We start from the raw sequence: 23,080 nt of genomic DNA, 5'->3' as shown, positions 1-23,080 counted from the left end.
GAGGAGGAGTATTTTGGGCACGAATCCTAAATTACCACTAACGCCTGAGGAAAAAGGAAAGCTTAGAAAAGCAAAGGTTAAAATCGGAGAGATTCACAAGCTTAGTACCTCTCAAATAAGACAAGTTTTAGATGTTCCGGAAGAAAGAGCTCGAATGATTAAAGGATTGGCGGATTTCCAAACTGTTCCTACAGTTGGTTTTGAGTTGGCTTCTAAACTAGTGAACAACTTACATATCTTTTCATTGCAAGATATTAGAACAAAAGATGGAGCTACCCTATTTGACTTACTGGAACTGGAATTAGGTGTATGGACGGACAGCTGTGTTGAAGATCAAATTCGCTGTGTAATACATTTTGCGAACAACCCGAATAGCAATAAGCAATGGTTTGATTTTACAAATGAAAGAAAGCGATATCGTCAAATGTATGGATACCCAAAGGACAGACCACAAAAAGCTTGGTATGAATAAGCAGCCTACGATTAAGTAAGGGGAATCAATCTATGAAATTAAAAAATATAAACATTCCAGAGCGTATGAAACATTATCATGTACCGGGTTTAAGCATTGCATTAATTGAAAAAGGTCAAATCAGTGAAAGAGGGGACTATGGGGTCCAACAGATGGGTACTGCTAAAAGCGTTACCGAAAATTCCATTTTTAATGCTTGTTCTATTAGTAAGCTTTTAACTGGAATGATAGTTATAGAATTAACTGAACAAGGTCTTCTTGATTTAGATGAAGATGTAAACATAAAACTTGAATCTTGGAAAATACCTAAAAATGAATATTCGAAAAAGGTAACGTTAAGAAACCTGCTTAGCCATCAATCTGGAATTCTAGATCCTAAACAAAGTTTTACTGAGCTAAAATCCAGTCTTTACGCTCCTTCTATGGTCGACTTATTAGAGGGGAAAACAGCTTATTGCAAGGGAACAATTAAAGTAAAGTATGAACCTGAAAGTGAATTCCATTATTCTGATGCAGGCTTTTGTATTATTCAGCAGCTCATAGAAGACGTTACAAAAAAAGCATTTAAGCAGGTTGCGAAGGAACTTTTATTTAAACCATTAAAAATGAAGAATAGCTTATTTGTAACGGAAATCTCAGATGTAGGAAATGAAGACTTTTCAAGTGGACATAACAAAAATGGTGAAATCGTGGAAGGTAACTATCCGATCTATCCGTACCCAGCAGCTTCAGGATTATGGACAACCACTACAGATCTGGCTCAATTGGTCATTGAATTAATGAATGCATTAAAAGGTGAAAGTATCGTTGACATTTCTGCAAGTAAAGCAAAGGAAATGATAAGCCCGCAGAGAGATAAGCAATGGTCCGGATTAGGAGTGTTTTTAGAAGATGCAGGTACAAAAGAATTTGAAGTTTCCTCACTTGGTTGGGGAGTAGGGTTTCAAAGTATGATGGTAGCATTTCCGAATAAAGAGACAGGTGCAGTAATCATGACCAATGCTGAATTAGGTGTTCACCAAATGGAAGGAATTATCGGTGAAATTTATAAATCTCTTGAAATATAAGGTTATGGTTTAACAGGAGGGTTCAAAAAATGAAAATAATCTCTATAAAAGAAAATCCTGAATACATGAAACTAGCAATTACATATATTCAAAGTAAATGGGCAAGTGAACAAAGCATGATGGTATATGAAGATTGTATTGAACATTGTATAACGAGTCCTAATCCATTACCTCAATGGTATCTTTTGATGGAGGATGAAAATATAATTGGCTGCGCAGGGCTAATTACAAATGATTTTATTAGCAGAATGGATCTGTATCCATGGGTATGTGCTGTATACATTGAAGAGAAATATAGAGGAAATAATTATAGTTCTATTCTTCTTGAACGCGCCAAAAAGGATGCAAAAGCAGGTGGCTTTTCGAACTTATACCTTTGTACAGATCATATTGGGCTATATGAAAAATACGGCTTCAACCATATTGGTACAGGTTATCACCCGTGGGGTGAGAGTTCCCGTATTTATTCGTTAACTTTATGAAAATTGAACTAATGGGTGCGTTGATCTAAGAATGAGAACCACCTTTTTTGTTGAATTTCTTATTAAACAAACGTTACAGGATAGTTCAATAAGTGAAGGAACAAAAGATGATTAAATTTTGTCGTATTAGACCTATATTGTTTATTAAGAAAAACAGAGTTTTGTTTTCATCCTCCCTTAACAAAAACGTCAAACTACAAAGAAACGGTTGGTTCAAGCACAGTCAATGTATGATCTGTTGCATTTAGATTGACATTAGCACCTATTGGGATAGCGGATTTATAAAAGCCGTGGCCTGTAGTAAGGTTGACTATCAGTGGTTTTCTTAAGGGGACTAGTAAAGCAGTAATTAAATCTTCATATGTTGTACCATAAGATACAGGGCAATTCGTACATTCTCCTATAATAATACCAAGACAATCTTCAAATTTACCAGACATTGATAATTGAGTTAAATACCTAAAAATCATTGTAGCCGGAGCGTGGGTTTCCTCTAAAAAAAGTATTTTTCCTTTTGTATTAATTTCATATGGTGTACCGATTGCATTGACTAACGAGGTCATATTACCACCCACGATTGGACCTGTTACATTTCCTGGTACTAACCCCATTAGGGCTATGTCCGATGGATTCTGGATCCCCCTGGGAGAAATCAACGTAGAAGTTGCTTCAAAAAATTGATTGAAGTTATAAACAGGTGTTTCGGGTCGGAAGTCAATGAGCATTAAACTATGGAATGTAATTAAATTACTAAATTGATATAAAGTATTTAATAATACTGTCATGTCACTATAACCAGATATAATTTTAGGATTGTGTCTTATGACTTCAAAATTTAGATAAGGAAGAATGGTCTGAACCCCTGTCCCTCCACGGGTGGCAAGGATCATGTTGACACTCGGGTCACTGAACATATTCATCAAGTCATCTGCTCTTTGTTGAGCTGTTGCCGCTACAATGCCACCATGAGAATAAACATGCTCGCCAAAAACGATATTAAAGCCAATATTTCTCAAGAATTGGACCCTAGTATTAATAGTATTTGCATCAAGAGGGCTGCCAAGCGTAACTAAGCCAATTGTATCTCCTCTTTTTAGCAACGGAGGTCTTATTGCCATATTTTCCACTCCCACACCACAAATAAAATTTATGATAATAAAAGGTATTATAAAGTTATATGAAATATGTCATATTTCAGGTAGCTCCTAATTAAGTGCTTATTGAAAAGTTTTAATTCTGGAATTTTAGAATTGAAAACTTTAATTACCCCAAAAACGTTAATTCCCTAATTATTAACAATGGAAATTTAATTCAAGAATCAGGTGTTCTTAATTATAAGTATTGGAAAATGTCGCACTAAAAGGTAAAAAATAGAAACTGCAATGTCTTGTTTTCAATTAAATATTGAATTTTGTTGCTTTTCTATTACTAAGGAATAAGTATCTCTTACTCATTTTTTAAAGGGCAATCAAGAGGTAAGCAAACTTCAACGGTTGTGCCTTTATTTAACTGACTAGAAATGTTTGTTCATTATGCCACCATGTTGTTCAATGATTCTAAAACAAACCATTAAACCTAATCCCGTTCCATTTTCTTTTGTTGTATAAAAGGGTTCTCCTAGTTTTGGGATTCTCTCCTCTTCTATCCCCATTCCTTGATCAACAATTTGAATACTTACCATATTATTATTGATGTTCTTAGCCTTTACAATAATTTTCCCACCATTTGGCATAGCTTCTATCGCGTTTTTTATAAGATTAATAAAAACTTGTTTTAACTGATTTTGCTCACAATTAATGAACGGTATATTTACATCATATTCTGAAATAAGTTGTATACCTTTTAATGTGGCCTGGGTTTCAAGAAGTGACGTTATATTATTTAGTATAAGTTTTATATTTTGAGATTCATATTTTATGACTTGTGGCTTTGATAGAATTAGGAATTCACTCACTATCAGGTTTATTCGATCTATTTCCGTTAACAAAATCTTTGCATAATGTTTATCCATATCAGATGTAAGTAATTGAACAAAACCTTTAAGAGTTGTTAATGGATTTCGAATTTCATGAGCCACTCCGGCAGCTAATAGACCGACAGCTGCCAGCTTATCGGACCTTCTTATCCTTTCCGCTGCTAATTTAGAATCAGTGATATCCTTTGTAATTTGATAGATTCCAATACATTGATGATCAATTATGATAGGTATCATTTTTAACTGAATTACTCTGTTACTACCATCTTTATGAATCATTGAGAGGGTAGGTTCCTTCCATTCGCCTTGGCTAACAAGCTTAAAGTGCTCACTGTATAAATCTAGGTCTTCTTTAGCGATAATAGAATCCCACTCCATTTGTTGGAGCTCTGTAATCGTATAACCAAGTATATTCTCTGCAGCTGGATTTGCTTCTATTAATTTCCTGTCTAGATTCAATGTAAAGATGGGGTCAGAATTATGAACAAATAATGACTCAAAACGTTGTTCGCTTTCCTCAAGGCGCTTTTCTAATAGTTTACGATTTTGTTCCTGGCTGTGAGTAAGTAATTCCTCCACTTTTTTACGTTGATCGATATCAATATCAATTCCATTAAACTTTATAAGATTTCCGTCCAAGTCAAAAATAGGTGTAATGCGTTTTTGAATCCACTTTAATTGACCATTCGGTAGTAGTATTCGGTACTCAGCAATGCATTTTTCTCCATTTATTAACTTTTGCTCTAATTCGTTTACAATATTGATATCTTCCTGGATAACGAGTTCTTTCCAGAACATTATGTTTTCTTTAAATTTAGTAGGTGAATACCCAAAGACATCGCTAATTTTGGATGAAACCATCAATCTATTAGAACGGAAATCATAAGAGTAAATTGCAGCATCTACATTGTTGAAAAGATCATTTAATTCCTTATCTTTTTTCTGTGCTTCCTGAGCATAATATTTAGCTTTATCATACTGTAACCCAGTCCACCATACGGGATAAACCATTATTGCGGAAATGATGTATTCGAATATAGGTACGTACCCCAACTCAATATAATCAAAAGCTTTAAAAGCAGCTGTTACAATAATATAAATCAACATTACAACTATTCTACCTGTATATTTCATCATTAATCTCCCTCTAAAAACCATAACAATAAATATCGCTTTCTGAACAGTAAAAGTTATTACGAACTGATTTTATCAGGAATCACGCATAAAAAATAGGTATAATATCATATTTAGACTTACTACGCTTGTTTTTAGTATGGAATCACGCCTATGTATTCTTTATATTGTTTTGGGCGCTTTTCTTTATAAGAAGGCCCCTTTTGGCAATACTCCATCACATTTAAGAAATTAGTTCTTGGAAAGGACTACTGTTTTGATAATAACAAAACAGGTAAAGAATTTATTTATACAATGTTTCTTTTAGTTTGAAAATAAGAATAAACTTCGCAATAGAAACTTACATATACTGAATACAGAAAAAAATAAGGTGTGAAACAAATGATTACAGCTAACATTGGAAGTAAAACCTTTCGATTCCCGGAAACCCTTGAAGAATATTTTCAACCATTCCGATCACATGTGATTGGATTGAACCAAGATTTTGATTCACCCTATGGAAAAAAGAAAATTATCTATGCCGACTGGACAGCAAGCGGGCGATTGTATCGGCCTATCGAACGAAAAATTTCCGAGGAATTTGGCCCTTTTATGGCGAATACCCATACAGAGTCAAATATAACCAGTTTAATGATGACTGGGCTATACAAACAGTCAAAAATTATTATTAAAGAACATGTTAATGCAGATAAACATGATGTAGTAATCTTAGATGGTTTTGGGATGACATCGGTAGTCAATAAACTACAACGAATCTTAGGGTTAAGAGTGCCAGAGACATGGAGAAATCATCTTCAACTTCCAAAAAAGGAAAGACCGGTCATTTTCATGACCCATATGGAGCATCATTCAAATCAAACATCTTGGCTCGAAACACTTGGGGAAGTCAAATTGATAAACCCTGATAGGGAAGGAAAGGTGGACTTAAATCATTTAGAATATCTGCTTAATGTTTATAAGGACCGCAAGCTGAAAATAGGTTCCTTTACAGCGTGTTCAAATGTTACAGGAATTCAAACTCCTTATCACGAGCTTGCCAAGCTAATGCATCAACATGGAGGACTTTGTTTTGTTGATTTTGCAGCATCGGCACCATATGTCGAGATCAATATGCATCCTGAAGATCCGCTTGAGAAACTTGATGCGATATTTTTCTCACCACATAAGTTCTTAGGCGGTCCAGGAACAAGTGGAGTATTGGTTTTTGATTCGAGAATTTATACAAATAAAGTTCCAGATCATCCCGGCGGAGGAACGGTGTTATGGACCAATCCTTGGGGGGAACACAAATATTTCAATGACATAGAGATGCGAGAAGATGGCGGTACTCCAGGTATTCTACAGTCCATTCGGACAGCACTTTGTATGGATTTGAAAAGTGAAATGGGAATAAAAAATATGTTAAATAGAGAAAAAGAACAGCTTCGTCTATTATTTTCCCATTTGGAAAAGATTCCAGAAATTCATATATTAGCTGGAAACATTAAGGATAGAATCGGTATAGTCTCGTTTAATATTGAAACCATTCATTATAATTTAATTGTTCGTCTTTTGAACGACAGATATGGTATTCAGGTAAGAGGGGGATGTTCATGTGCTGGAACATATGGTCATTATCTCTTAAATATTAATAAAAAGACTTCTAAACAAATTACAGAAAAAATTACTCATGGAGATATGTCTGCTAAACCTGGGTGGGTCCGATTTTCATTTCATCCAATTATGACAGATCAGGAAATACTAACATTTATTCAGGCACTAAGGGAAATTATAGAAAACATTGATGAATGGAAAAATGCCTACGTTTATGATCCAGTAAGTAATGATTATTTTTATATCCACCATCTTCGTGAAGATATGTCGCCACTTTTTCGAGTTAGATGATTTATTCTAGAAACGAATCCTCTAGAAAAATCAATAAGAAGAATTTAGGAAAATTGAAGGGTATGAGAAAATAAAAATGTCTTATAAATAGTCCTCGAACTAATCTTCTGAAACTACTCCGTATAAAACAAAGGGAATCCAAAAACTTATGTTTAGGTTAGGTAAATGAAACAGTTGAAAATAAAAGGACCACACATATTAGATATGTCTAAAATGCGTGGTCCAATTTTATTTCATTTGTATTCAATCCCAAATACTTATAAAACTTTTTATCTACCTTCATCACTGGAAAGTTCTCAGGTAAATCTTTCAGACTTATACTTGTAAATCCACTTTTTTCATAAAATCTATGAGCAGCTAAAAATTGTGGTGTTGTTCCGAGATACACTTCTTTAATTGTCTTTTCTCTTGCCCATTTTATTGCATTATTTAATAAAAGACTTGCAGTTTTGAATTTCGCTCCTCTGTATTCTTTATCTACAAACATCTTTCTTAATGCAATTTGACGGTTACCTATGTCTAAAAGACTGATTGTACCAACTACTTTATCGTCGCAAATAGCCACCCAAAAGTTACCATTACCAGTTTGATAAAATTCTTCTATGGAAAACAAATCAGGCTGGTCCTCCTTGGTTATTTGAATATTGTATTCTTGTTGTTGAATATGAAGAATTAAATCTACTACTTGATTTTGGTACTCACTAGAGTATTCTTTTACAATGGGACTGTTGTCCATAAAACTGCACCGCCTATAAAATAATTTGACTTTACTATTTTCAGTATAATACAACCTTTTGATGAACCCTCGTACTTTCATTAAACTACATCATTAGCACAAGAAGCGACTGCTCTTATTGAGCAATCGCACTCAATTAGTGCAATAAACTTTTTTAAATATCGTTAAAAGTGTGACCTTCATTCTCTAGTACGACTTTTGCTTTTTCAATTGAATGGCTTTTTACAAGCAGGTAATCCGTATTAAAGGTTGAAATAGCAAAGATACTGATTTTATTTTCGGCTAATGGATTCGCTAATGAAGATAATATTCCAGTTAAGCTAAAGTCTAAAACTCCCTCTACTTTTATACACTTCCAATCGTTTTCAACATCATTAGATACTTCGTTCATCGATAAACATTCTGAAGGACACACAATAGACAGTTCCTCATCTGTTCGCGTAATAGAAAATACATCAGAGTTTAATGCCCACAATGGTATTGTTTCGGTTGGAGGAAATTTAACAACGGAAAAAGTTGAATCTAAAATTTTTAATTTCATATTATTAGCACTCCTTTTAGAAATTATACCATTTATTCTTTCAAACCCTCGTTTTACTATCCTCCCTCAATAAACAAAATGAAAACTCACGTTTTCTCCAGTATTCTCTGTATTTTATAGAATGTTATTTTTAGAGTTTCTGCTCGTAATTATGGTTGGATTTATCTCGTAAGGATAAATTTGTACTTTTGAAGCAAAAAGACTAATAGCTCATCAGCCACACACTTGCAAAAAAAGGTGGAAGAGTTAAAATATGACCGCACTGGTGGATGTCCACATTTCTCATGGAGGTCAACCCTCCCATTCATCACAGAGTCTTCGCTCTCAAATTCCTTCGTCCACCTTTCCATGTTATTTTACAAACACTTATCTGTACAGAGAATGAAAATATTCTAAGATGTCTATAATGGTTCTTAATACAGTTTATCAATCTATAGATCAATAAATAGAGCTCTCTTTTTTTTGCGAATTAGGAGGGTTTTCTTTGATTTTGTTTTTTCTGTAATTAGAGAATTTTATTTTCATGGTAGTTGAACAAGGATTTATAAATTCGCAAAATAATCGGTAAGCTTTTCATTTTCATTATCACGTAACCGCTGATTTTCCTTTTCGAGTTCTTCGTTCCTTTTCTCCAGCTTTTCAATCCTTCTTTTAAAGAGGCGACGTGTAAAACGCAGCACCCTGATTGAGTAATTCTTTACCAAATGAAGCATCTCCACAACCTAAATCTAGAATACTTTTATTTTGAACATCACCGATGAGCTCATATATGACAGGCCCCTCTATTGTAGTATTGGGACTATCTATCCTGTTCCTTCGCTTCATATAATTTGTAAAGAAATCTTTCTGGTCGTATGCACTCGAACCTCTAAATTCCATACAAACCAACTCCCTTTCACCCCATATTAACGTTGCCCTTGGATATTTTAACGTGTATTGTAAATTATAGGAATTTATTAGGTGACATTTAAATCAGAAACGAAGGAGTAATTTTGAAATGCTGAAAATACTTGAAAAGGTAAATGAAATAGAATCAGGCGAAGTGGGAATGATTATTTTTTCACAACTCAAACAGGAGATTGTATTGTCGCATAATGAAAAATTAGTAGTACCTCTCGCTTCAACTGCCAAAGTTGCCATTGGGTTTTGTGTATCAAAATCAGTAGAGGAAGGAAATTGCAAATGGAGTGACATAATAAAAAACATTAGCTATGACCCGAAAGAGGATAGTAACGAATTATATCCTCATTTTCAAAATAGAGACAACCTAGCCCTTAAAGAAGCTGTTGAAGTAATGATAGCTTGCCACGATCAATCAATTGCTAATAGTATTGTTCAATTTTTAGGTGGATGGGAAAAAGTAAATAAAATGATTAAATCCTATTTTCATAGAGTGAATATCTCCTCAAATCCCAGAAGTTCAGATAACAATGGCGAATTGAATCATCTAATGAACCTCCTATGTGAAGTATACCAAGGATATGAACATAATCCTGAGTTATGGTATCCACTTATAAATGGCTTAGTTAGGCAACGTGGGGAGATAGACGGAATACCGTCCCATTTTTTAAACCATATGACGGGAGGATTAGATGACCTAATCGTTGATATGGGGATAATGGGGGAATTCACTAAACATCCATTATTGTATGTTTTAGGGGCTAAGAATCTTCCCAATCGGTACACAGAAAAATGGGCTGATGAAAAAATGATGGAAGTTATGAAATTAATTTATATTGAGTATTGTAATCAAGGGGAAGCGCTATAAAGATAAACAATGGTTCCTTGAAAGGAGAATGCCAGTTGAGTGAATGGAAGGAACTTACCGATGAATCGCAAGAGAGATGGGAACAGAATGCGGAACATTGGGATGATTATATGGGGGAAGAGAGCAATCGATTTCATCGAGAACTGATTCGCCCCTATACTGAAAAACTATTAAATGTAAAAACAGACCAGACCATTTTAGATATTGCGTGTGGCAATGGCAATTTTTCAAAGCGACTTGCAGAATTAGGAGCAAAGGTTGTTGCATTCGATTACTCTACAAAAATGATAGAACGAGCAAAAATCAGAACAAACGAATACAAAAATCAAATCGATTATAAAGTGATAGACGCGACCAGTTACGAGCAATTATCCGAACTAGGGAATGAAAAATTTGATAGTGCCGTTGCAAATATGGCCTTAATGGATATTGCGGATATCCGACCATTAGTTAATTCCTTACATAAGATGTTAAAGCCTAATGGTTTTTTTGTTTTTTCTATCACACATCCTTGTTTTCAACCCCCAGGTTTACGAAAAATTACCGAAACCGAAGATAGGAATGGACATGTGGTTACCTCAAATAGCATCCAAATATCAAAATATCTCACCTCGGAGCCTTATAAAGCGATTGGTATAAAAGGTCAGTCCATCCCTCATCTTATGTTCCACCGCCCCTTATCGTATTATATGAATCTATTTTTAGAATCAAATTTTTTATTGGACGGTATGGAGGAGCCAAGCTTCCAAAACGAAACCACTAAATTTGAGTGGCATGAGATTCCGCCTGTGCTGATTTTACGGTTTAGAAAAAATGAATGATGCAGATTGAATAAGATTATAATCGGTATTTTAGTGATTGTGATTTTTCTCGGCGTATTTTATGTAAAAAGAAGTACGAATTTCAACGAAGCCGTTTCAAATCCGTTTGAAATAACCTTCGTAGAAATAATTAGAAGTTCTGATAACAAGGAAGTTGTAATTGAGGATGGGAGTGAGGTTCTCAATTTAATGAATCAACTTTCAGAAACTGAGTTAACAGAAAAAGCCATGGGATCCATTGATTTCGACGAATCATATTGGATTATCTTACAAGCTGACAACAAACGGGAATTTGGCTCGACCATTTACGCTGAAAATTACATGTTGATTTATGAATATGAATGGTCTAAACAAAACAGCTATCAAATCATTAGTGGGTTTGATTCAACAAATATAGAACCATTTTTTGAGTAAGTACATTAGTGACAGGGCTTGGGTCTGCGAAGAATAACCATTATAATGATAATATAGATGTTTTAGGAGGAGTATACGATGTACATAACGGATGAGGCTAAGCAATTGTTGGAAAAATCGGGTGCGGTGGGAATTCGTCTGTACACCGTTCCGAGCAGCAGTAACGGACCGCAAATTGCATTAGCGATTGAAGAACCCCACGAATACGATCGTGTTCAAACGATTAAAGGTATTAAAGTAGCATTCGATCCTAGCGTAACAGGAACTGAGATACTAACGTTAGACAAAGAAGAGAATGAAAACGGTGTTGGATTAGTATTAACAGGTCCTGGAAGCTATTCGTAAAAAGGAGGAACAAAAATGCCCCTTAAAAAGATTACACCTGAAGAATTTTTTCAAAAAGTGAACGAGCAAGAAAAGGTTGTCCTATTAGATGTAAGGGCTGAGGACAAGTACAATGATTTTCATATAGAAGGACCCACGATCGAAAGTCAAAACATATATAAAGCTGAAGTATTTAATTTAGAAGAAAACAATGGCAAGGCGATTGATTCATTGCCTAAGAACAAAGAAATTATTGTAACGTGTACAACAGGAAACTCTGCAACTAAATGTGCGAACATCCTTTCAGAACACGAGTATAATGTTGCTGTATTAGAGGGTGGAATCACTGCATGGAAAGAATATCTAAAAACGAAATAATGAAAAGCGAAGGCGATTGCTATTGTATCGGCAATCGCTTTTTTTGTCGCTGAAACTTTATTTGATGAAAGTCTAATTCAAGGGGTGGTTTTTTTGAAGAGGAAAGGCATCTTAGTAGCGATATTGTTTTGTTTTTTAGTTGGCTGCAATCAAACCGCTACGGTCGTGACAAGCGAAGAACCCGACGCGGAAGAGGCATTGAGGCTAGATAACAAGGCTGATATTTTTCAATGGGAAGGTGCTATCTATAAAACAAATTTTGATTGGGTAGATGAACTTGAACTAACCGAAAATGAACAAATTGGTGAGATACAATTTAATGCTACAAAAGCAGAGGATTTTAAGGATGGCACAGCGAATTATTTACCAATGGGTGCACAGATTTTTACCGCTAAAGAACGTCGCGATATTTTAATTGTAAAATACGAAAATATGATAAAACGTTATCTAGTTCTTGCTGAAGGTTAAAATAGTCGAAATCCCTCATGATTGAATAATAGAAACATATATTTTACATACGACAAGTTCTCCTGTATCAAAGTCATGTATCAGAGGGGAGATGGCAAAATGAGTTACGAGATGCGGATTGCGACAATGTTGGCTGACCAGATTGATGGCTTTATTCAATTCGTTCAAGAAAACTATGATCATAAATATAAAAGCTATGTGGAGAATCCCGATAAATTGTACCAGGTCAAGCTGTTAATTGAAGAATTCAAATTCCAACTTAACGCTGCTGAACTTAGGAGAATCAACCGATTTTCTTGGAATGAAAAGTACACCAATCTATTAGTGACTGATGTAAAAAAAGGTTTGGACGTAATTGAGGAATATGTGGAGCGGAACTACAACGATTTATTTATCTTAACCGGTAGACTCCACACACTACGTAGCCTATGTTCTTCATTTCAATTATTGCCAAAGTAGGGGGAAATGACATTAAACAGGCTATCTTATTTATATTGATACTGTTTGTAACGACTGGATGCTTAAGCGCCGCTCAAGACCAGGATGAACAATACATAAAAATTCAAAAGCGCATAGGCAATGAAAATAGTTATGAGGACTTTAAGGAAATAACCGATAACGAACAAGTTCAAACAGTGAAAAAAATAGTAGATAATGCAGATTGGGAAAAAGCAAAAGTTGAAATGGACAGGCCTCCTGATTACCGATTTTTATTCCAATTTAAAAATCCCAATATCGAGGCTAAAGCAGTGCCATATGAGCTTTGGGTAAATAAAAACATTCTGGCTTTAGTAAGAGGTAATGATGAGTACATTCAATTAAACCAGGAAGACTCAGAGGCGCTACTTGAAATTATAGTTGGGGAAAATTAATGGAAAGGAATGCTGTCATGACCTATCACATACGTGTAAGAGCGGGTGCAGTTATTATCGAAAACAATTCAATTCTCCTAGTAGAATTCAATGATGAAAAGGGCCTTCATTATAATTTGCCATCGGGCGGTGTAGAGCCTAACGAAACAGTCATTGAAGCAGTCCAAAGGGAAGCGATGGAAGAGGCTTCAGTTGAAGTTGAAGTTGGCTCGTTAGCGTTTGTATACGAATATGCTCCTCATAAAAGCTCAAATATATATGGTGAAACACATTCGATATCCTTGCTATTTGAGTGTGAAATAAAAAACGGTTCGTCACCACGTTTTCCTAGCAACCCAGATCCAAACCAAACGGGTGTAAAATGGATTCCACTTGCTGAATTAAATCAAATCGTTTTATTCCCAAATATCAAAGAACATCTTGTTGATTATGTTTCAAACCGAAAGAGTATTAACTTAGTCGAAGAGCATTTATTAGTGAAATATTTTTAACAGACTCTCCTTTTTATCCTGAACCTGGTGAAAACATGCTAAATGGTTTTCACTATGTAACCCTTTAATAAATAGTCCTGACACAAATTGTAATTTGATAAAGGACTAGGTCATGATACAATTTTAAGAGGAAAAGGGGAGTGTTGGGATGGAAGAACTATTAAAGCAAATATTAACAGGACAAGACGAGATAAGACATGAAATAGGTAATATGAAAAATGAAGTATCGGAAGTGAAAACAGAATTAGCCTCAGTAAAGACAGAAGTAACTGCAGTAAAAAAGGGATTAGGCTCGGTCAAAACTGAATTAAAAAGTGAAATATCAGCAGTCAAAACTGAATTGAAAAGTGAAATTTTAGAAGTAAAAGAGGTAGTACGCCGTATTGAACTAAGTCGGCCTCAAGATATAGTTGCCTTGCTAGAGCGGATGAATAAAAACCTCGAAAATAAAACAGAAGTTTTAAACAAACGTGTTTTTAATGTAGAGGTAGAAATCGAGCGATTAAAACAACAATAAAAAACTCTTCCTAGATAAGTCCAACACTGACGGATATACCAAGATCACCATGACCTCAAGCAAAGGTTATGGTGATTTTTATTTTCCTGAAAATATGAAAAAAGGAATAATAAAATTTTTGTGGAAATAATTACTAGAAGTTTTTTACACGGAGGAATTTCAAATGTATTCATATACAATCTGTTTTATCAAGCAAGGAAATAAGATTTTGCTGTTAAATCGGGAGTCGCCTGAGTGGATGGGAATCTGGAATGGTGTTGGAGGGAAACTAGAGCAAGGAGAGACTCCGGTTGAATGTGTTCTTCGAGAGATTAGCGAAGAAACGGGTATTGAAATGAAGCCGGAAAACGTTTTGTATAAGGGAAACATCACATGGACGAACCCAAGGCATTCTTATTTTGACGGTATGTACGTTTTTATAGCAGAGCTGCCAGAGGCGTACGAATACCATACACCACTCAAAACTAATGAAGGTATCTTGGATTGGAAAGACCTAACTTGGATTCTACATCCGAAAAACGTAGGATTAGCCAACTTAAAATACTTTTTACACGAGATTCTTAATGACGAAACGAAATATGAACACCGATTTTTTTATGATGGAGACGATGTAGTGGATTTCTCCAGAATACCATTGGTAGAACCTGTACTTACTAAGTGAATATTTTAAGAGTTGCGCTTATTAATGAACGTTTTGCTGGAGGAATTCTATGAAAAGACTAGTGATTATGACAGTGGGCAAAACACATAGCGGGAAAACCACATTCGCAAGAGTGCTAGAAAAAAAGTTAACCAAATCTATTGTAATGGACCAGGATAACCAAGCTGAGTTCATCAATACTTACTACAAGAATTTACAACCTAAACAAGGACCAAACACTCTCAAGCACGCCATTTCGCGATTAATTGTGGATTATGCAATTAAAAACACTGATTTTCATTTAATTATCTGTAATTCGAATCGTTATCGAAAAAGTCGTTTGTACTTACTAGAAGAACTGTTTACTAAAAATAAGTTTGTCCGCATCCTTGTCCACTTTGATATACCAGATCATGTTCTTCTATCTCGGGTAACTCACAGTCAGCGAAACACGAATATCTTTCGGGGAGCTTCTACTTTTAAAGAGGTGTTAGCTCGCCAACAAAATGAAGATATTACAGATCCGGTTGAAGGTGAAGCAGACCATTTATTCATAATTAGGGAAGATGAGGAAGTAGCTTCTGTTATTCAAAGAATCCTAGAAATTTCAAAAAATGTGTAAGGCCAAGGTTTACCCCTTGGTCTCTTTTATTAGAAAAGAAACTGAACCATTTTTTTCTGTTAATTTGAGAGGTTTCTTACTAATGTTTCTGAGTGTAAAAGGAAAAATCCTGTCGATATCGAATATACATATTATGGAAGGTGGTTGGGTTTGGCAAATAACATACCAAAGCGAATCCACATTATTGGTTCAGTTGGAAGTGGAAAGACAACATTCGCAAAACTGCTTTCATCAAAGCTGAAAATCCCATTTTACGAGTTAGATAATGTCGTTTGGATCAGGGATAAGGCTGGAGATATAAGGAGAACAGAACAAGAAAGAGAAGAGTACCTCAATACAATTATTCAATCAGATAGTTGGATCATTGAAGGTGTCCATAACGAAGAATGGGTATCAAGTAGTTTTCATCATGCTGATTTGATTATCTTTCTAGATCCCAGTTATTCTACCCGGACATATCGTATCATCAAGAGGTTTCTGAAACAAAAACTTCGATTAGAGGATTCAAATTATAAACCTACATGGAAAATCTTCTTGAAAATGTTTAAATGGAACCGTCATTTTGAAAAGGTAGGTAAACCCCATTTTTTTAAAAAATATGGAGTTTATGAAGATAAATTATTCATTATTAAAGACAGGAATCCACTAAAAGTATACGTTAGATCCTAATGTGCTTGTCTAAAAGTGGACCACTGCAAGCTCGAAGGAAATTTTTGACCGAAGGGAGTAGCCTAATTTGCGAACGAATTTGTATTTTGTTCGTCATGCCCATTCGATTTACACCCCAGAAGAATTAACAAGACCCCTATCTGAAAAAGGCAAGGCGGATGCGCTAAGAGTTACTAGTATTCTTGCAAATGAAAAAATTGATGTAGTCATCTCAAGCCCTTATAAAAGAGCTATTCAAACAGTAGAAGGAGTTGCGGATTACATTTATCAAAACGTAATCATAATAGACGATTTTAAAGAAAGAAAGTTGTCCGAAGGTCCTGTTGCAGACTTTGAATCAGCCATTCGAAAGGTTTGGGAGGATGAACGTTTTTCGTGGGCAGGTGGAGAATCCAATCTCATCGCTCAGAAACGAGGTGTCGAGGCAACACATAGTGTTCTAGAAACCCATGAAGGAAAAAATATCGTTATCGGAACTCATGGTAATTTAATGGTGCTGATTATGAATTATTTTGATAAAAAATATGATTTTTCCTTCTGGAGTGAACTCGATATGCCAGACATTTATAAACTTACTTTTGAAAATGGAATATTAGTGGAGGTAAACCGAATTTGGCAAGGATAGGGAGGAAAAGGTATGTTTGATCCGGTTTCTGCAGTTTTAAATGTAGTTTTTTTCGTACTCATCATCTATTTAATTTCACGGGTCGCACATTTTATGAAAGATGTTAAAAATAAGTTAAATGAGTTAGATAGAAAGATAGAAGAAATTAAAGAATTGACGGTGAAAAGCGACTAGGGAAGGAGAAAAAAACTTGAAAAGCTTATTTATGGGAATTCTCCTCTTAGTATTTTTAACAGGGTGTTCCTCTGAAATATGGAAAGTTGTTGCGAGTGAAAAAAACATGCCGTCCAATATACTAGAAATTAAAAGAGAACCTAGTGAACCTCCGAACATTAACTCTTTAGTAATCAAAGTCACGAATGCTGAACAACTAACCGAGGCTTGGGATTATTTTTCGATGGAGAAAAAAACGCCTAAAGCCGATTTCGATACATATGACTACTATTTTGTAAGTATTAGAGAATCGAGCAGTTGTCCTTATAAATTAAAGGATGTAACCGTAAATGATAGTAACAAGGAAATTAATTTTTATTTTAGAGAAAAAGCTGGTTCGTGTAATGCTGATGCAACCCCCAGAACGGTCGTGGTTGAAGTAGATAAAAACGATGCGATTCGTTTAGAGAATGCATCTATTGTTTATCACGGTGGAAATGGAGAGAGTAGAACTACTGAAATAATTAGGGAAATAGAGTGAGGGATACTAATGTTACATGTAAAACCATTAGAAAATAAAGATTATGAACTTATTGAAGCAGCGGAAAAGGTGATCGAAAAGAATTATAGATATGGACGTCATCATATTGGCGCAGCAGTTCGAACAACGTCTGGCAATGTGTATGCTGCTGTTCATTTGGAAGCGAATGTTGGTAGAATAGCGGTTTGCGGGGAAGCGATGGCAATTGGAAAGTCCATCTCTGAAGGGGATCACGAATTTGAAACAGCCGTAGCAGTCGCACATCCACATCCTCATGAAAATATTGAAAAATGCTGGGTGGTAGCCCCTTGTGGCATGTGCAGAGAACTCATCAGCGACTACGGTAAAGATACTGATGTGATCATTTCATATAACGGTGAATTAGTAAAATGCAATATCATGCAATTGTTGCCTGAAAAATATGGAAGTGAACTTGAATAGAATCGGGGTAATCGTTTGAAGAAAACGAAATTAAGAATGGCATGGATTATTCCAAATGTATTCTGCTATTTAATGTTGATAGGATTCTCTATTGTCATATTTATCAATTCAGAGGTACTGGATCATGGAAATCTACTGGGTTTATGGGTGTTTATTTTGCTAGGTCTTTTTTTAGTATCCCTTATCGGCAGCTATCGAATATGGACATGGATCAAGGAGGGGAAATTATAGAAAGGAGTTTGTTATATGCCTACATGTCAAAAGTGTAAAAACAAATGGAGCTGGAAACAGACCTTCAAAAAATCCTTTACATTCACGAATGCAATGACCTGCCCCTGTTGCGGGGAAAAACAATACATTACCGCCCGTACAAGAAAGATATCAGCATCTATTAGTTTTATAGCACCGTTTTTGGGTCTTTTTTTTAATTTCGATTTTTATTCTCCTCATGTCATATTGTTTATAATGTTAGGATTTTTGTCGCTTTTTATAGTGATTTATCCATTTTACCTAGATGTTTCAAACAAAGAAGAGCCATTATTCGGCTAGTACCAGGGAGACGATGAAAAATATGTATAGTCCAGAGGAAAGAAAAAGTTATTTTGATACGATGATTGAGAAGATCCAGACATCTGATCTTGTAGAAGGAATTGTACAAATCGGTTCAGGAGTCACCGGATATAGTGATGAGTATTCGGATGTTGATTTAATGGTGGCTACTTCTAGAACTGAAGATGCTGAGCCAACGAAGGATGTTGTTCGTGAGTTTTTTACAGAATTACATCCTATTTATATAAAAGAAAAACAGTTTGGTAAAGATATTTTTCTCCTAATTGTGGTTTTGGAAAATAAACTTGAGTTTAATGTATCGATTGTTCCAAGAGAACTTTTAACCGTGAAATCGCCTCTATGGAAAGTGCTTGTAGATAAAACAGGCTTAGTGGCTGAAAAAATGAATCAAGAAAATAAAAACTTTATTAGTATGGATGCTCCCTATGATGTGGGATTTGATGTGCCATTTGAATTTGTTTACTGTGCAATGAGTCTAGAGAAAGCATTGAAGCGAAATAATGTCATTTATGCACTCAAAATGCTAGAGACAATGAGGACCTACACTTTACTAGTACAAGCGATGAATGAGGATAAGAAACTACACCAATTTAAGGCGTATGACTCATTAAACCCATCCTTTATAAAGTCCTATCTATCAACTTATCCAGAAAGAGTGGATCCTATCACGATAGATTGTTCAGCAAAAAAGCTTATCGGACTTTTTGAAGATGTGGTAGAGCAACATTCTACTTTCTCCATGGATGAACATTTGCACCAGTTACTAAACAAGACCCTTGTTTAAGTTTATGCACTGAAATGCAGGAGTTTATGTTGCTGCATTTCAGTACAGCTGTTTTTTACCAATAATGGCATGTAATAGCTATCTTTCATACAAGACTTTTGGTATAATATTTCTGAATATTATTAATTTTTAAATACAAAAAGGGGGGCTTATGGAATGAAGAAATGGGGGTTTTTGTTTGTACTTGTTTTATCGGTTTTCCTAATTAGTGCATGTGGTGGGGATTCAGAAACCGGAGGAGATGGAATTAGTGAGGATGGAACCTTAACAATAGGTGAAACCGGACTTTACACATCTACTGCAGGTGATTTTGAGGTAACAATAAACAGTGTTAAGTTTGAAACAGGTGAAGATGGTGAAAAGGCTCTAAGAGGTACATATGTTGTGGCAAACGCAACCGTAACAAGCCGAGCATCAAAGGCGGTAAATATAGAAGATGTTTTACCATTTAAAATCTTTGTCGACAATGTCGTTAACTGGAACAATGTTACAGCTGGAACGGAATTCAGTTTTGGAACTCAAATCTCAGGAGAAATAAAGGATGGGGAATCCATAACTGGTGAAATTATATTTGATGCAAGAGAATCAGAAACGTATAAAATCATGCTTGGCAGCAAAGCAGAAACGACCAAACTTGAATGGGATTTAGCTTCAGACGATTTTCAGTAAATATAATTTTTAAGCGTTGATTTAATAGTGAATCAACGCTTTTTTTATGAAGAGAAATTAACATGGAATGAATTTTTATGAGGAGAGCTCTTTTTTTACTTAACTTTAATAAATTACCTTTTTCGTGGGAAATGTAAGAAAGATAAAAAAAGATAGGGTGATTCTAATGAAAGTTAAGGGCATGTATCTATTTGTATTGTCAGTATTACTCTTTATTTTAACAGCATGTGGTGGTGGAAACGATAATGGAAACGGAGGAGGGCTAGAAGGTAGTGTCGTTATTGATGGCTCAGGAACCGTTTTTCCGTTAATGTCAAAGCTCGCAGAGGATTACATGATTAATGAACAGGAAAACGTATCAGTTGAGGTAAGTCGTTCTGGGACAAGTGCTGGCTTCAAAAAGTTCTTAGTAGAAGGTGGCGGAACAGATTTCAATGATGCCTCAAGAAATATAAAAGAGGAAGAGCTTGCTAAGGCTGAGGAACTAGGAATAACAGTGAAAGAATTAAAGGTTGCTCTAGATGGCATCACAATTGTTGTTAATAAGGAAAATGATTGGGCGACAGAGCTTACACAACAAGAAGTCATTGATATATTCTCAGCAAGTGCAGGTAAAAAGAATTGGTCAGATGTTCGAGAAGGGTTCCCAAATGAACCAATAAAAACATATGGTCCCAACGAAAACCATGGTACATACGAATTCTTCTGGGAAACCATCTTGAAAGAGCAGGATCTCGTTGGAGGGATTAATCTACAGCAGGAGTATTCAACCTTAGTGGACTTGGTGACAAAAGATAAAGATGCGATTGCGTTTTTTGGATATGGCTATTATGCAAGCAATAAGGAAAAGTTAAATGCGGTAAAAATTGATTTTGGTAATGGTCCGGTAGAACCAACACTTGACACGATTAAAGAAGACGGTGCATATGCCCCATTTACCCGACCTGTATTTACCTATTTAAACGAGGGAAATGCTCAAGAGAAGCCACAAGTACTAGATTTTGCTATCTATGCAATGAAGAATGCAGAGGCAGCTGCAGCAGATACTGGTTTTGCCCCATTACCAGCTGAGGAACTTCAGTCATCCGTAGATTATTTAGAAGGCTTAAAACAGCAGTAATCGGCTAGAGCGAGTATTTTCTCTATATTAAAGGGTGAAAGGGAGGTAAGGAAATGGGAAAACAAAAAGAATTAAATGTAAGAGAGATGATTCAAGAAAAACAAAAAGCAGTAAGTTTTAACAATCTTACTGAAAAGTTTATTCCAAGGTTTTTGTTTATTATCGCAATCATCTCCATTCTTACTACGATTGGAATCCTATATACCCTTTTGAGCGAAGCGGTGCATTTTTTTAAAGATGTGCCCTTCCTTGATTTCTTTACAGGCACCGAATTAAAACCACTGGGTGCAAATGCAAAATTTGGAATCTTGCCATTATTGACGGGTACCGTTATTTCTTCAACGATTGCCATGTTTGTTGCGATACCAATTGGGATCATGTCAGCTATTTATTTAAGTGAATATGCGTCAGAAAATGTTAGAAGAACTTTAAAACCACTGTTAGAGGTACTAGCCGGAATACCGACTATCGTGTACGGATTTTTTGCATTTACGTTTGTTACTCCTTTATTGCAATCGTTTATTCCTGGATTAGAATCAACAAATATTCTAAGTCCTGGTCTTGTTATTGGCGTCATGATTATTCCGATGATTGCGTCCCTCTCTGAAGATGCGATGAGCTCTGTGCCGAATGCAATGAGGGAGGGGGCTTTGGCACTCGGGGCAACAAAGCTTGAGGTAACGTGGCGTGTTGTAATTCCGGCTGCGATTTCCGGAATTATCGCATCCTTTGTACTCGGGATTTCTAGAGCGATTGGTGAAACAATGATTGTCACAATTGCCAGCGGTAGCTCTAAAAATTTCACGTTTGATGTTACTCAATCCATGCAAACAATGACCGCTTATATAGTTGAGGTAACAGGCGGAGAGGCAGCAGCGGGATCAACTTTATACTATAGCTTATATGCTGTCGCCATAACGTTATTTGTATTTACGTTGATTATGAATCTTATTGCCCAATATATCTCTAAAAGATTTAGGGAGGGGTATTAATCTTGAAATATGTGGATGCAGACCAGGTACAGAAAAAGATGGGTTCTCGACTCCTTACAAATCGAATTACGAAAATCATCTTTCTTTTATCTACATTAATAGGACTAGTTGTTCTCGTTATGTTATTTTATCGTGTAATAGCAGATGGGCTAGGCTGGATTAATTTAGACTTTATAACTGGTAAATTATCTACAGATCCCGGTAGAGCGGGGATTATGGGTGCCATTTTAGGAACAGTGTGGTTGATGGTTGTAGTTGCCCCAGTAACTATGTTCCTTGGGATAGGTACTGCGATTTATCTAGAAGAATACGCTACAAAAGGCAGGTTGCAATCTTTTATACAAACGAATATTGCAAATTTAGCGGGTGTTCCTTCGATTGTTTTTGGTATTCTTGGTTTGACTGTCTTTGTAAGAACGATGGGTCTTGGCAATATTGTACTTGCTGGTGGACTTACAATGTCTTTACTTGTGCTCCCTATTGTTGTAGTGGCAAGTCAAGAAGCACTCCGAGCCGTTCCTCAATATTTACGGGAAGCGTCCTATGGATTGGGAGCAACAAAATGGCAAACGATAAAAAAGGTTGTACTCCCTGCTGCGATACCAGGAATCTTAACAGGTGTAATCTTAGCTCTATCACGTGCAGTTGGTGAAACAGCTCCACTGACTGTAATAGGAATCCCTGCACTGTTAATCCCATTCCCAGATACCATTTTTGACAAATTTACTGTGTTGCCCATCCAAATTTATTATTGGACATTAGACTCAGCTTTGGTGGCGGAATATGCAAACTTAGCGGCTGCAACAATCATAATCCTACTTGTAATACTTTTAATCATGAACTCAATCGCAGTTATCATTCGAAATAAGTTTCAAAAACGATATTAACCTACCTACTGGAGGAAAGAACA

The 23,080-nt window shown here is 35.6% G+C and carries 32 protein-coding genes; 27 read left to right on the top strand and 5 right to left on the bottom strand.

Going from position 1 to position 23,080, the window contains the following annotated elements; all coding sequences use genetic code 11:
- The first annotated feature begins 13 nt into the window (after nt 1-13).
- Genes DZB84_RS15125 through DZB84_RS15115 form a run of 3 tightly spaced genes read left to right on the top strand, consistent with a single transcriptional unit; the run spans nt 14 to nt 2,021 of the window.
- Nucleotides 14-472 carry a helix-hairpin-helix domain-containing protein gene (locus DZB84_RS15125; RefSeq protein WP_116353110.1) on the top strand — a complete coding sequence of 153 codons (459 nt, stop codon included), beginning with the start codon at nt 14-16 and terminating at the stop codon, nt 470-472.
- A gap of 32 nt (nt 473-504) precedes the next feature.
- Nucleotides 505-1,539: a serine hydrolase domain-containing protein gene (locus DZB84_RS15120; protein ID WP_116353109.1), complete on the top strand. Its 1,035-nt coding sequence runs from the start codon at nt 505-507 to the stop codon at nt 1,537-1,539.
- Between the two features lie 29 nt (nt 1,540-1,568).
- The gene (locus DZB84_RS15115; protein ID WP_116353108.1) at nt 1,569-2,021 is read left to right on the top strand and encodes a GNAT family N-acetyltransferase; all 453 of its coding nucleotides are present in this window, start codon (nt 1,569-1,571) and stop codon (nt 2,019-2,021) included.
- A 194-nt stretch (nt 2,022-2,215) separates the two neighbouring features.
- Here DZB84_RS15115 and DZB84_RS15110 read toward each other — a convergent pair whose 3' ends face one another.
- Together DZB84_RS15110 and DZB84_RS15105 are read right to left on the bottom strand one after the other, a co-directional pair.
- On the bottom strand, nt 2,216-3,139 hold the full coding sequence (locus tag DZB84_RS15110) for a S66 peptidase family protein (RefSeq protein ID WP_116353107.1): 924 nt from the start codon (nt 3,137-3,139) through the stop codon (nt 2,216-2,218).
- 395 nt (nt 3,140-3,534) lie between these two features.
- Nucleotides 3,535-5,133: a PAS domain-containing sensor histidine kinase gene (locus DZB84_RS15105; protein ID WP_189655266.1), complete on the bottom strand. Its 1,599-nt coding sequence runs from the start codon at nt 5,131-5,133 to the stop codon at nt 3,535-3,537.
- A gap of 378 nt (nt 5,134-5,511) precedes the next feature.
- Between DZB84_RS15105 and DZB84_RS15100 the strand changes: the two genes are divergently transcribed.
- Nucleotides 5,512-7,014: an aminotransferase class V-fold PLP-dependent enzyme gene (locus DZB84_RS15100; RefSeq protein ID WP_116353105.1), complete on the top strand. Its 1,503-nt coding sequence runs from the start codon at nt 5,512-5,514 to the stop codon at nt 7,012-7,014.
- A gap of 208 nt (nt 7,015-7,222) precedes the next feature.
- Here the strand turns inward: DZB84_RS15100 and DZB84_RS15095 are convergent, their stop codons facing one another.
- From DZB84_RS15095 to DZB84_RS15080, 3 genes are all read right to left on the bottom strand, one after another.
- On the bottom strand, nt 7,223-7,750 hold the full coding sequence (locus tag DZB84_RS15095; RefSeq protein ID WP_116353104.1) for a GNAT family N-acetyltransferase: 528 nt from the start codon (nt 7,748-7,750) through the stop codon (nt 7,223-7,225).
- A gap of 154 nt (nt 7,751-7,904) precedes the next feature.
- Nucleotides 7,905-8,291 (bottom strand): ACT domain-containing protein, encoded by a 387-nt coding sequence (locus tag DZB84_RS15090; RefSeq protein ID WP_116353103.1) that lies wholly within the window; start codon nt 8,289-8,291, stop codon nt 7,905-7,907.
- Between the two features lie 651 nt (nt 8,292-8,942).
- Nucleotides 8,943-9,170 (bottom strand): hypothetical protein, encoded by a 228-nt coding sequence (locus DZB84_RS15080; RefSeq protein WP_411266268.1) that lies wholly within the window; start codon nt 9,168-9,170, stop codon nt 8,943-8,945.
- 118 nt (nt 9,171-9,288) lie between these two features.
- Here DZB84_RS15080 and DZB84_RS15075 point away from each other — a divergent pair, with 118 nt between their 5' ends.
- The 23 genes from DZB84_RS15075 (at nt 9,289) to pstA (ending at nt 23,057) form a co-directional block, all read left to right on the top strand.
- Nucleotides 9,289-10,059 carry a serine hydrolase gene (locus DZB84_RS15075; protein ID WP_116353102.1) on the top strand — a complete coding sequence of 257 codons (771 nt, stop codon included), beginning with the start codon at nt 9,289-9,291 and terminating at the stop codon, nt 10,057-10,059.
- A gap of 35 nt (nt 10,060-10,094) precedes the next feature.
- A complete protein-coding gene (locus DZB84_RS15070; protein WP_223254464.1) occupies nt 10,095-10,880 on the top strand; it encodes a class I SAM-dependent methyltransferase in 786 nt (261 codons plus the stop codon).
- A gap of 6 nt (nt 10,881-10,886) precedes the next feature.
- Entirely contained in the window at nt 10,887-11,294 is a 408-nt protein-coding gene (locus DZB84_RS15065) for a hypothetical protein (protein ID WP_116353101.1), read from the top strand.
- A 78-nt stretch (nt 11,295-11,372) separates the two neighbouring features.
- Nucleotides 11,373-11,639 (top strand): adhesin, encoded by a 267-nt coding sequence (locus DZB84_RS15060; protein ID WP_116353100.1) that lies wholly within the window; start codon nt 11,373-11,375, stop codon nt 11,637-11,639.
- Nucleotides 11,640-11,654: 15 nt separating this feature from the next.
- Nucleotides 11,655-11,996 carry a rhodanese-like domain-containing protein gene (locus DZB84_RS15055; protein WP_116353099.1) on the top strand — a complete coding sequence of 114 codons (342 nt, stop codon included), beginning with the start codon at nt 11,655-11,657 and terminating at the stop codon, nt 11,994-11,996.
- Nucleotides 11,997-12,089: 93 nt separating this feature from the next.
- On the top strand, nt 12,090-12,464 hold the full coding sequence (locus DZB84_RS15050) for a hypothetical protein (RefSeq protein WP_116353098.1): 375 nt from the start codon (nt 12,090-12,092) through the stop codon (nt 12,462-12,464).
- A 99-nt stretch (nt 12,465-12,563) separates the two neighbouring features.
- Nucleotides 12,564-12,923 (top strand): hypothetical protein, encoded by a 360-nt coding sequence (locus DZB84_RS15045; RefSeq protein ID WP_116353097.1) that lies wholly within the window; start codon nt 12,564-12,566, stop codon nt 12,921-12,923.
- 35 nt (nt 12,924-12,958) lie between these two features.
- Nucleotides 12,959-13,336, top strand: coding sequence for a YhfM domain-containing protein (locus DZB84_RS15040; RefSeq protein ID WP_223254463.1), 378 nt, complete (start codon nt 12,959-12,961; stop codon nt 13,334-13,336).
- A 17-nt stretch (nt 13,337-13,353) separates the two neighbouring features.
- A complete protein-coding gene (locus DZB84_RS15035; RefSeq protein WP_116353274.1) occupies nt 13,354-13,827 on the top strand; it encodes an NUDIX domain-containing protein in 474 nt (157 codons plus the stop codon).
- A gap of 148 nt (nt 13,828-13,975) precedes the next feature.
- Nucleotides 13,976-14,344, top strand: a complete 369-nt coding sequence (locus DZB84_RS15030; protein ID WP_116353096.1) for a hypothetical protein — start codon at nt 13,976-13,978, stop codon at nt 14,342-14,344.
- A 163-nt stretch (nt 14,345-14,507) separates the two neighbouring features.
- On the top strand, nt 14,508-15,005 hold the full coding sequence (locus DZB84_RS15025; protein WP_116353095.1) for an NUDIX hydrolase: 498 nt from the start codon (nt 14,508-14,510) through the stop codon (nt 15,003-15,005).
- A 49-nt stretch (nt 15,006-15,054) separates the two neighbouring features.
- Nucleotides 15,055-15,606 (top strand): AAA family ATPase, encoded by a 552-nt coding sequence (locus DZB84_RS15020; RefSeq protein WP_116353094.1) that lies wholly within the window; start codon nt 15,055-15,057, stop codon nt 15,604-15,606.
- Nucleotides 15,607-15,756: 150 nt separating this feature from the next.
- Nucleotides 15,757-16,275 carry a P-loop NTPase family protein gene (locus DZB84_RS15015; RefSeq protein ID WP_116353093.1) on the top strand — a complete coding sequence of 173 codons (519 nt, stop codon included), beginning with the start codon at nt 15,757-15,759 and terminating at the stop codon, nt 16,273-16,275.
- Between the two features lie 67 nt (nt 16,276-16,342).
- A complete protein-coding gene (locus DZB84_RS15010; protein WP_116353092.1) occupies nt 16,343-16,900 on the top strand; it encodes a histidine phosphatase family protein in 558 nt (185 codons plus the stop codon).
- Between the two features lie 12 nt (nt 16,901-16,912).
- Nucleotides 16,913-17,074 carry a hypothetical protein gene (locus DZB84_RS24970; RefSeq protein WP_189655265.1) on the top strand — a complete coding sequence of 54 codons (162 nt, stop codon included), beginning with the start codon at nt 16,913-16,915 and terminating at the stop codon, nt 17,072-17,074.
- Between the two features lie 16 nt (nt 17,075-17,090).
- Nucleotides 17,091-17,594, top strand: coding sequence for a hypothetical protein (locus DZB84_RS15005; RefSeq protein ID WP_116353091.1), 504 nt, complete (start codon nt 17,091-17,093; stop codon nt 17,592-17,594).
- 9 nt (nt 17,595-17,603) lie between these two features.
- Nucleotides 17,604-18,035, top strand: a complete 432-nt coding sequence (locus DZB84_RS15000; protein WP_116353090.1) for a cytidine deaminase — start codon at nt 17,604-17,606, stop codon at nt 18,033-18,035.
- Nucleotides 18,036-18,281: 246 nt separating this feature from the next.
- Nucleotides 18,282-18,584, top strand: coding sequence for a TIGR04104 family putative zinc finger protein (locus tag DZB84_RS14990; protein ID WP_116353089.1), 303 nt, complete (start codon nt 18,282-18,284; stop codon nt 18,582-18,584).
- Nucleotides 18,585-18,597: 13 nt separating this feature from the next.
- Complete coding sequence (locus tag DZB84_RS14985; protein ID WP_189655264.1) at nt 18,598-19,389, top strand: aminoglycoside 6-adenylyltransferase; 792 nt, start codon at nt 18,598-18,600, stop codon at nt 19,387-19,389.
- Nucleotides 19,390-19,545: 156 nt separating this feature from the next.
- Complete coding sequence (locus tag DZB84_RS14980) at nt 19,546-20,058, top strand: DUF4352 domain-containing protein (RefSeq protein ID WP_116353087.1); 513 nt, start codon at nt 19,546-19,548, stop codon at nt 20,056-20,058.
- A 166-nt stretch (nt 20,059-20,224) separates the two neighbouring features.
- Complete coding sequence (locus DZB84_RS14975) at nt 20,225-21,178, top strand: PstS family phosphate ABC transporter substrate-binding protein (protein ID WP_116353086.1); 954 nt, start codon at nt 20,225-20,227, stop codon at nt 21,176-21,178.
- Nucleotides 21,179-21,231: 53 nt separating this feature from the next.
- Nucleotides 21,232-22,170, top strand: a complete 939-nt coding sequence (gene pstC, locus DZB84_RS14970) for a phosphate ABC transporter permease subunit PstC (RefSeq protein WP_116353085.1) — start codon at nt 21,232-21,234, stop codon at nt 22,168-22,170.
- A 2-nt stretch (nt 22,171-22,172) separates the two neighbouring features.
- Nucleotides 22,173-23,057 (top strand): phosphate ABC transporter permease PstA, encoded by an 885-nt coding sequence (pstA, locus tag DZB84_RS14965; protein WP_116353084.1) that lies wholly within the window; start codon nt 22,173-22,175, stop codon nt 23,055-23,057.
- The last annotated feature ends 23 nt before the right edge of the window (nt 23,058-23,080 follow it).

The sequence above is a fragment of the Bacillus sp. HNG genome (genome assembly GCF_003400205.1).
Classification (GTDB): Bacteria; Bacillota; Bacilli; order Bacillales; family Bacillaceae_L; genus Ferdinandcohnia.
This window is presented reverse-complemented; position numbering and strand designations above follow the sequence as displayed.

Bases quoted from the DNA above. Each gene is read 5' to 3' on its own strand.
- DZB84_RS15120 (WP_116353109.1), top strand. From the start codon at position 505: ATGAAATTAAAAAATATAAACATTCCAGAGCGTATGAAACATTATCAT.
- DZB84_RS15115 (WP_116353108.1), top strand. From the start codon at position 1,569: ATGAAAATAATCTCTATAAAAGAAAATCCTGAATACATGAAACTAGCA.
- DZB84_RS15110 (WP_116353107.1), bottom strand. From the start codon at position 3,139: ATGGCAATAAGACCTCCGTTGCTAAAAAGAGGAGATACAATTGGCTTA.
- DZB84_RS15105 (WP_189655266.1), bottom strand. From the start codon at position 5,133: ATGATGAAATATACAGGTAGAATAGTTGTAATGTTGATTTATATTATT.
- DZB84_RS15100 (WP_116353105.1), top strand. From the start codon at position 5,512: ATGATTACAGCTAACATTGGAAGTAAAACCTTTCGATTCCCGGAAACC.
- DZB84_RS15095 (WP_116353104.1), bottom strand. From the start codon at position 7,750: ATGGACAACAGTCCCATTGTAAAAGAATACTCTAGTGAGTACCAAAAT.
- DZB84_RS15090 (WP_116353103.1), bottom strand. From the start codon at position 8,291: ATGAAATTAAAAATTTTAGATTCAACTTTTTCCGTTGTTAAATTTCCT.
- DZB84_RS15080 (WP_411266268.1), bottom strand. From the start codon at position 9,170: ATGGAATTTAGAGGTTCGAGTGCATACGACCAGAAAGATTTCTTTACA.
- DZB84_RS15075 (WP_116353102.1), top strand. From the start codon at position 9,289: ATGCTGAAAATACTTGAAAAGGTAAATGAAATAGAATCAGGCGAAGTG.
- DZB84_RS15060 (WP_116353100.1), top strand. From the start codon at position 11,373: ATGTACATAACGGATGAGGCTAAGCAATTGTTGGAAAAATCGGGTGCG.
- DZB84_RS15055 (WP_116353099.1), top strand. From the start codon at position 11,655: ATGCCCCTTAAAAAGATTACACCTGAAGAATTTTTTCAAAAAGTGAAC.
- DZB84_RS15045 (WP_116353097.1), top strand. From the start codon at position 12,564: ATGAGTTACGAGATGCGGATTGCGACAATGTTGGCTGACCAGATTGAT.
- DZB84_RS15035 (WP_116353274.1), top strand. From the start codon at position 13,354: ATGACCTATCACATACGTGTAAGAGCGGGTGCAGTTATTATCGAAAAC.
- DZB84_RS15030 (WP_116353096.1), top strand. From the start codon at position 13,976: ATGGAAGAACTATTAAAGCAAATATTAACAGGACAAGACGAGATAAGA.
- DZB84_RS15025 (WP_116353095.1), top strand. From the start codon at position 14,508: ATGTATTCATATACAATCTGTTTTATCAAGCAAGGAAATAAGATTTTG.
- DZB84_RS15020 (WP_116353094.1), top strand. From the start codon at position 15,055: ATGAAAAGACTAGTGATTATGACAGTGGGCAAAACACATAGCGGGAAA.
- DZB84_RS24970 (WP_189655265.1), top strand. From the start codon at position 16,913: ATGTTTGATCCGGTTTCTGCAGTTTTAAATGTAGTTTTTTTCGTACTC.
- DZB84_RS15000 (WP_116353090.1), top strand. From the start codon at position 17,604: ATGTTACATGTAAAACCATTAGAAAATAAAGATTATGAACTTATTGAA.
- DZB84_RS14990 (WP_116353089.1), top strand. From the start codon at position 18,282: ATGCCTACATGTCAAAAGTGTAAAAACAAATGGAGCTGGAAACAGACC.
- DZB84_RS14985 (WP_189655264.1), top strand. From the start codon at position 18,598: ATGAAAAATATGTATAGTCCAGAGGAAAGAAAAAGTTATTTTGATACG.
- DZB84_RS14980 (WP_116353087.1), top strand. From the start codon at position 19,546: ATGAAGAAATGGGGGTTTTTGTTTGTACTTGTTTTATCGGTTTTCCTA.
- DZB84_RS14975 (WP_116353086.1), top strand. From the start codon at position 20,225: ATGAAAGTTAAGGGCATGTATCTATTTGTATTGTCAGTATTACTCTTT.
- pstC (WP_116353085.1), top strand. From the start codon at position 21,232: ATGGGAAAACAAAAAGAATTAAATGTAAGAGAGATGATTCAAGAAAAA.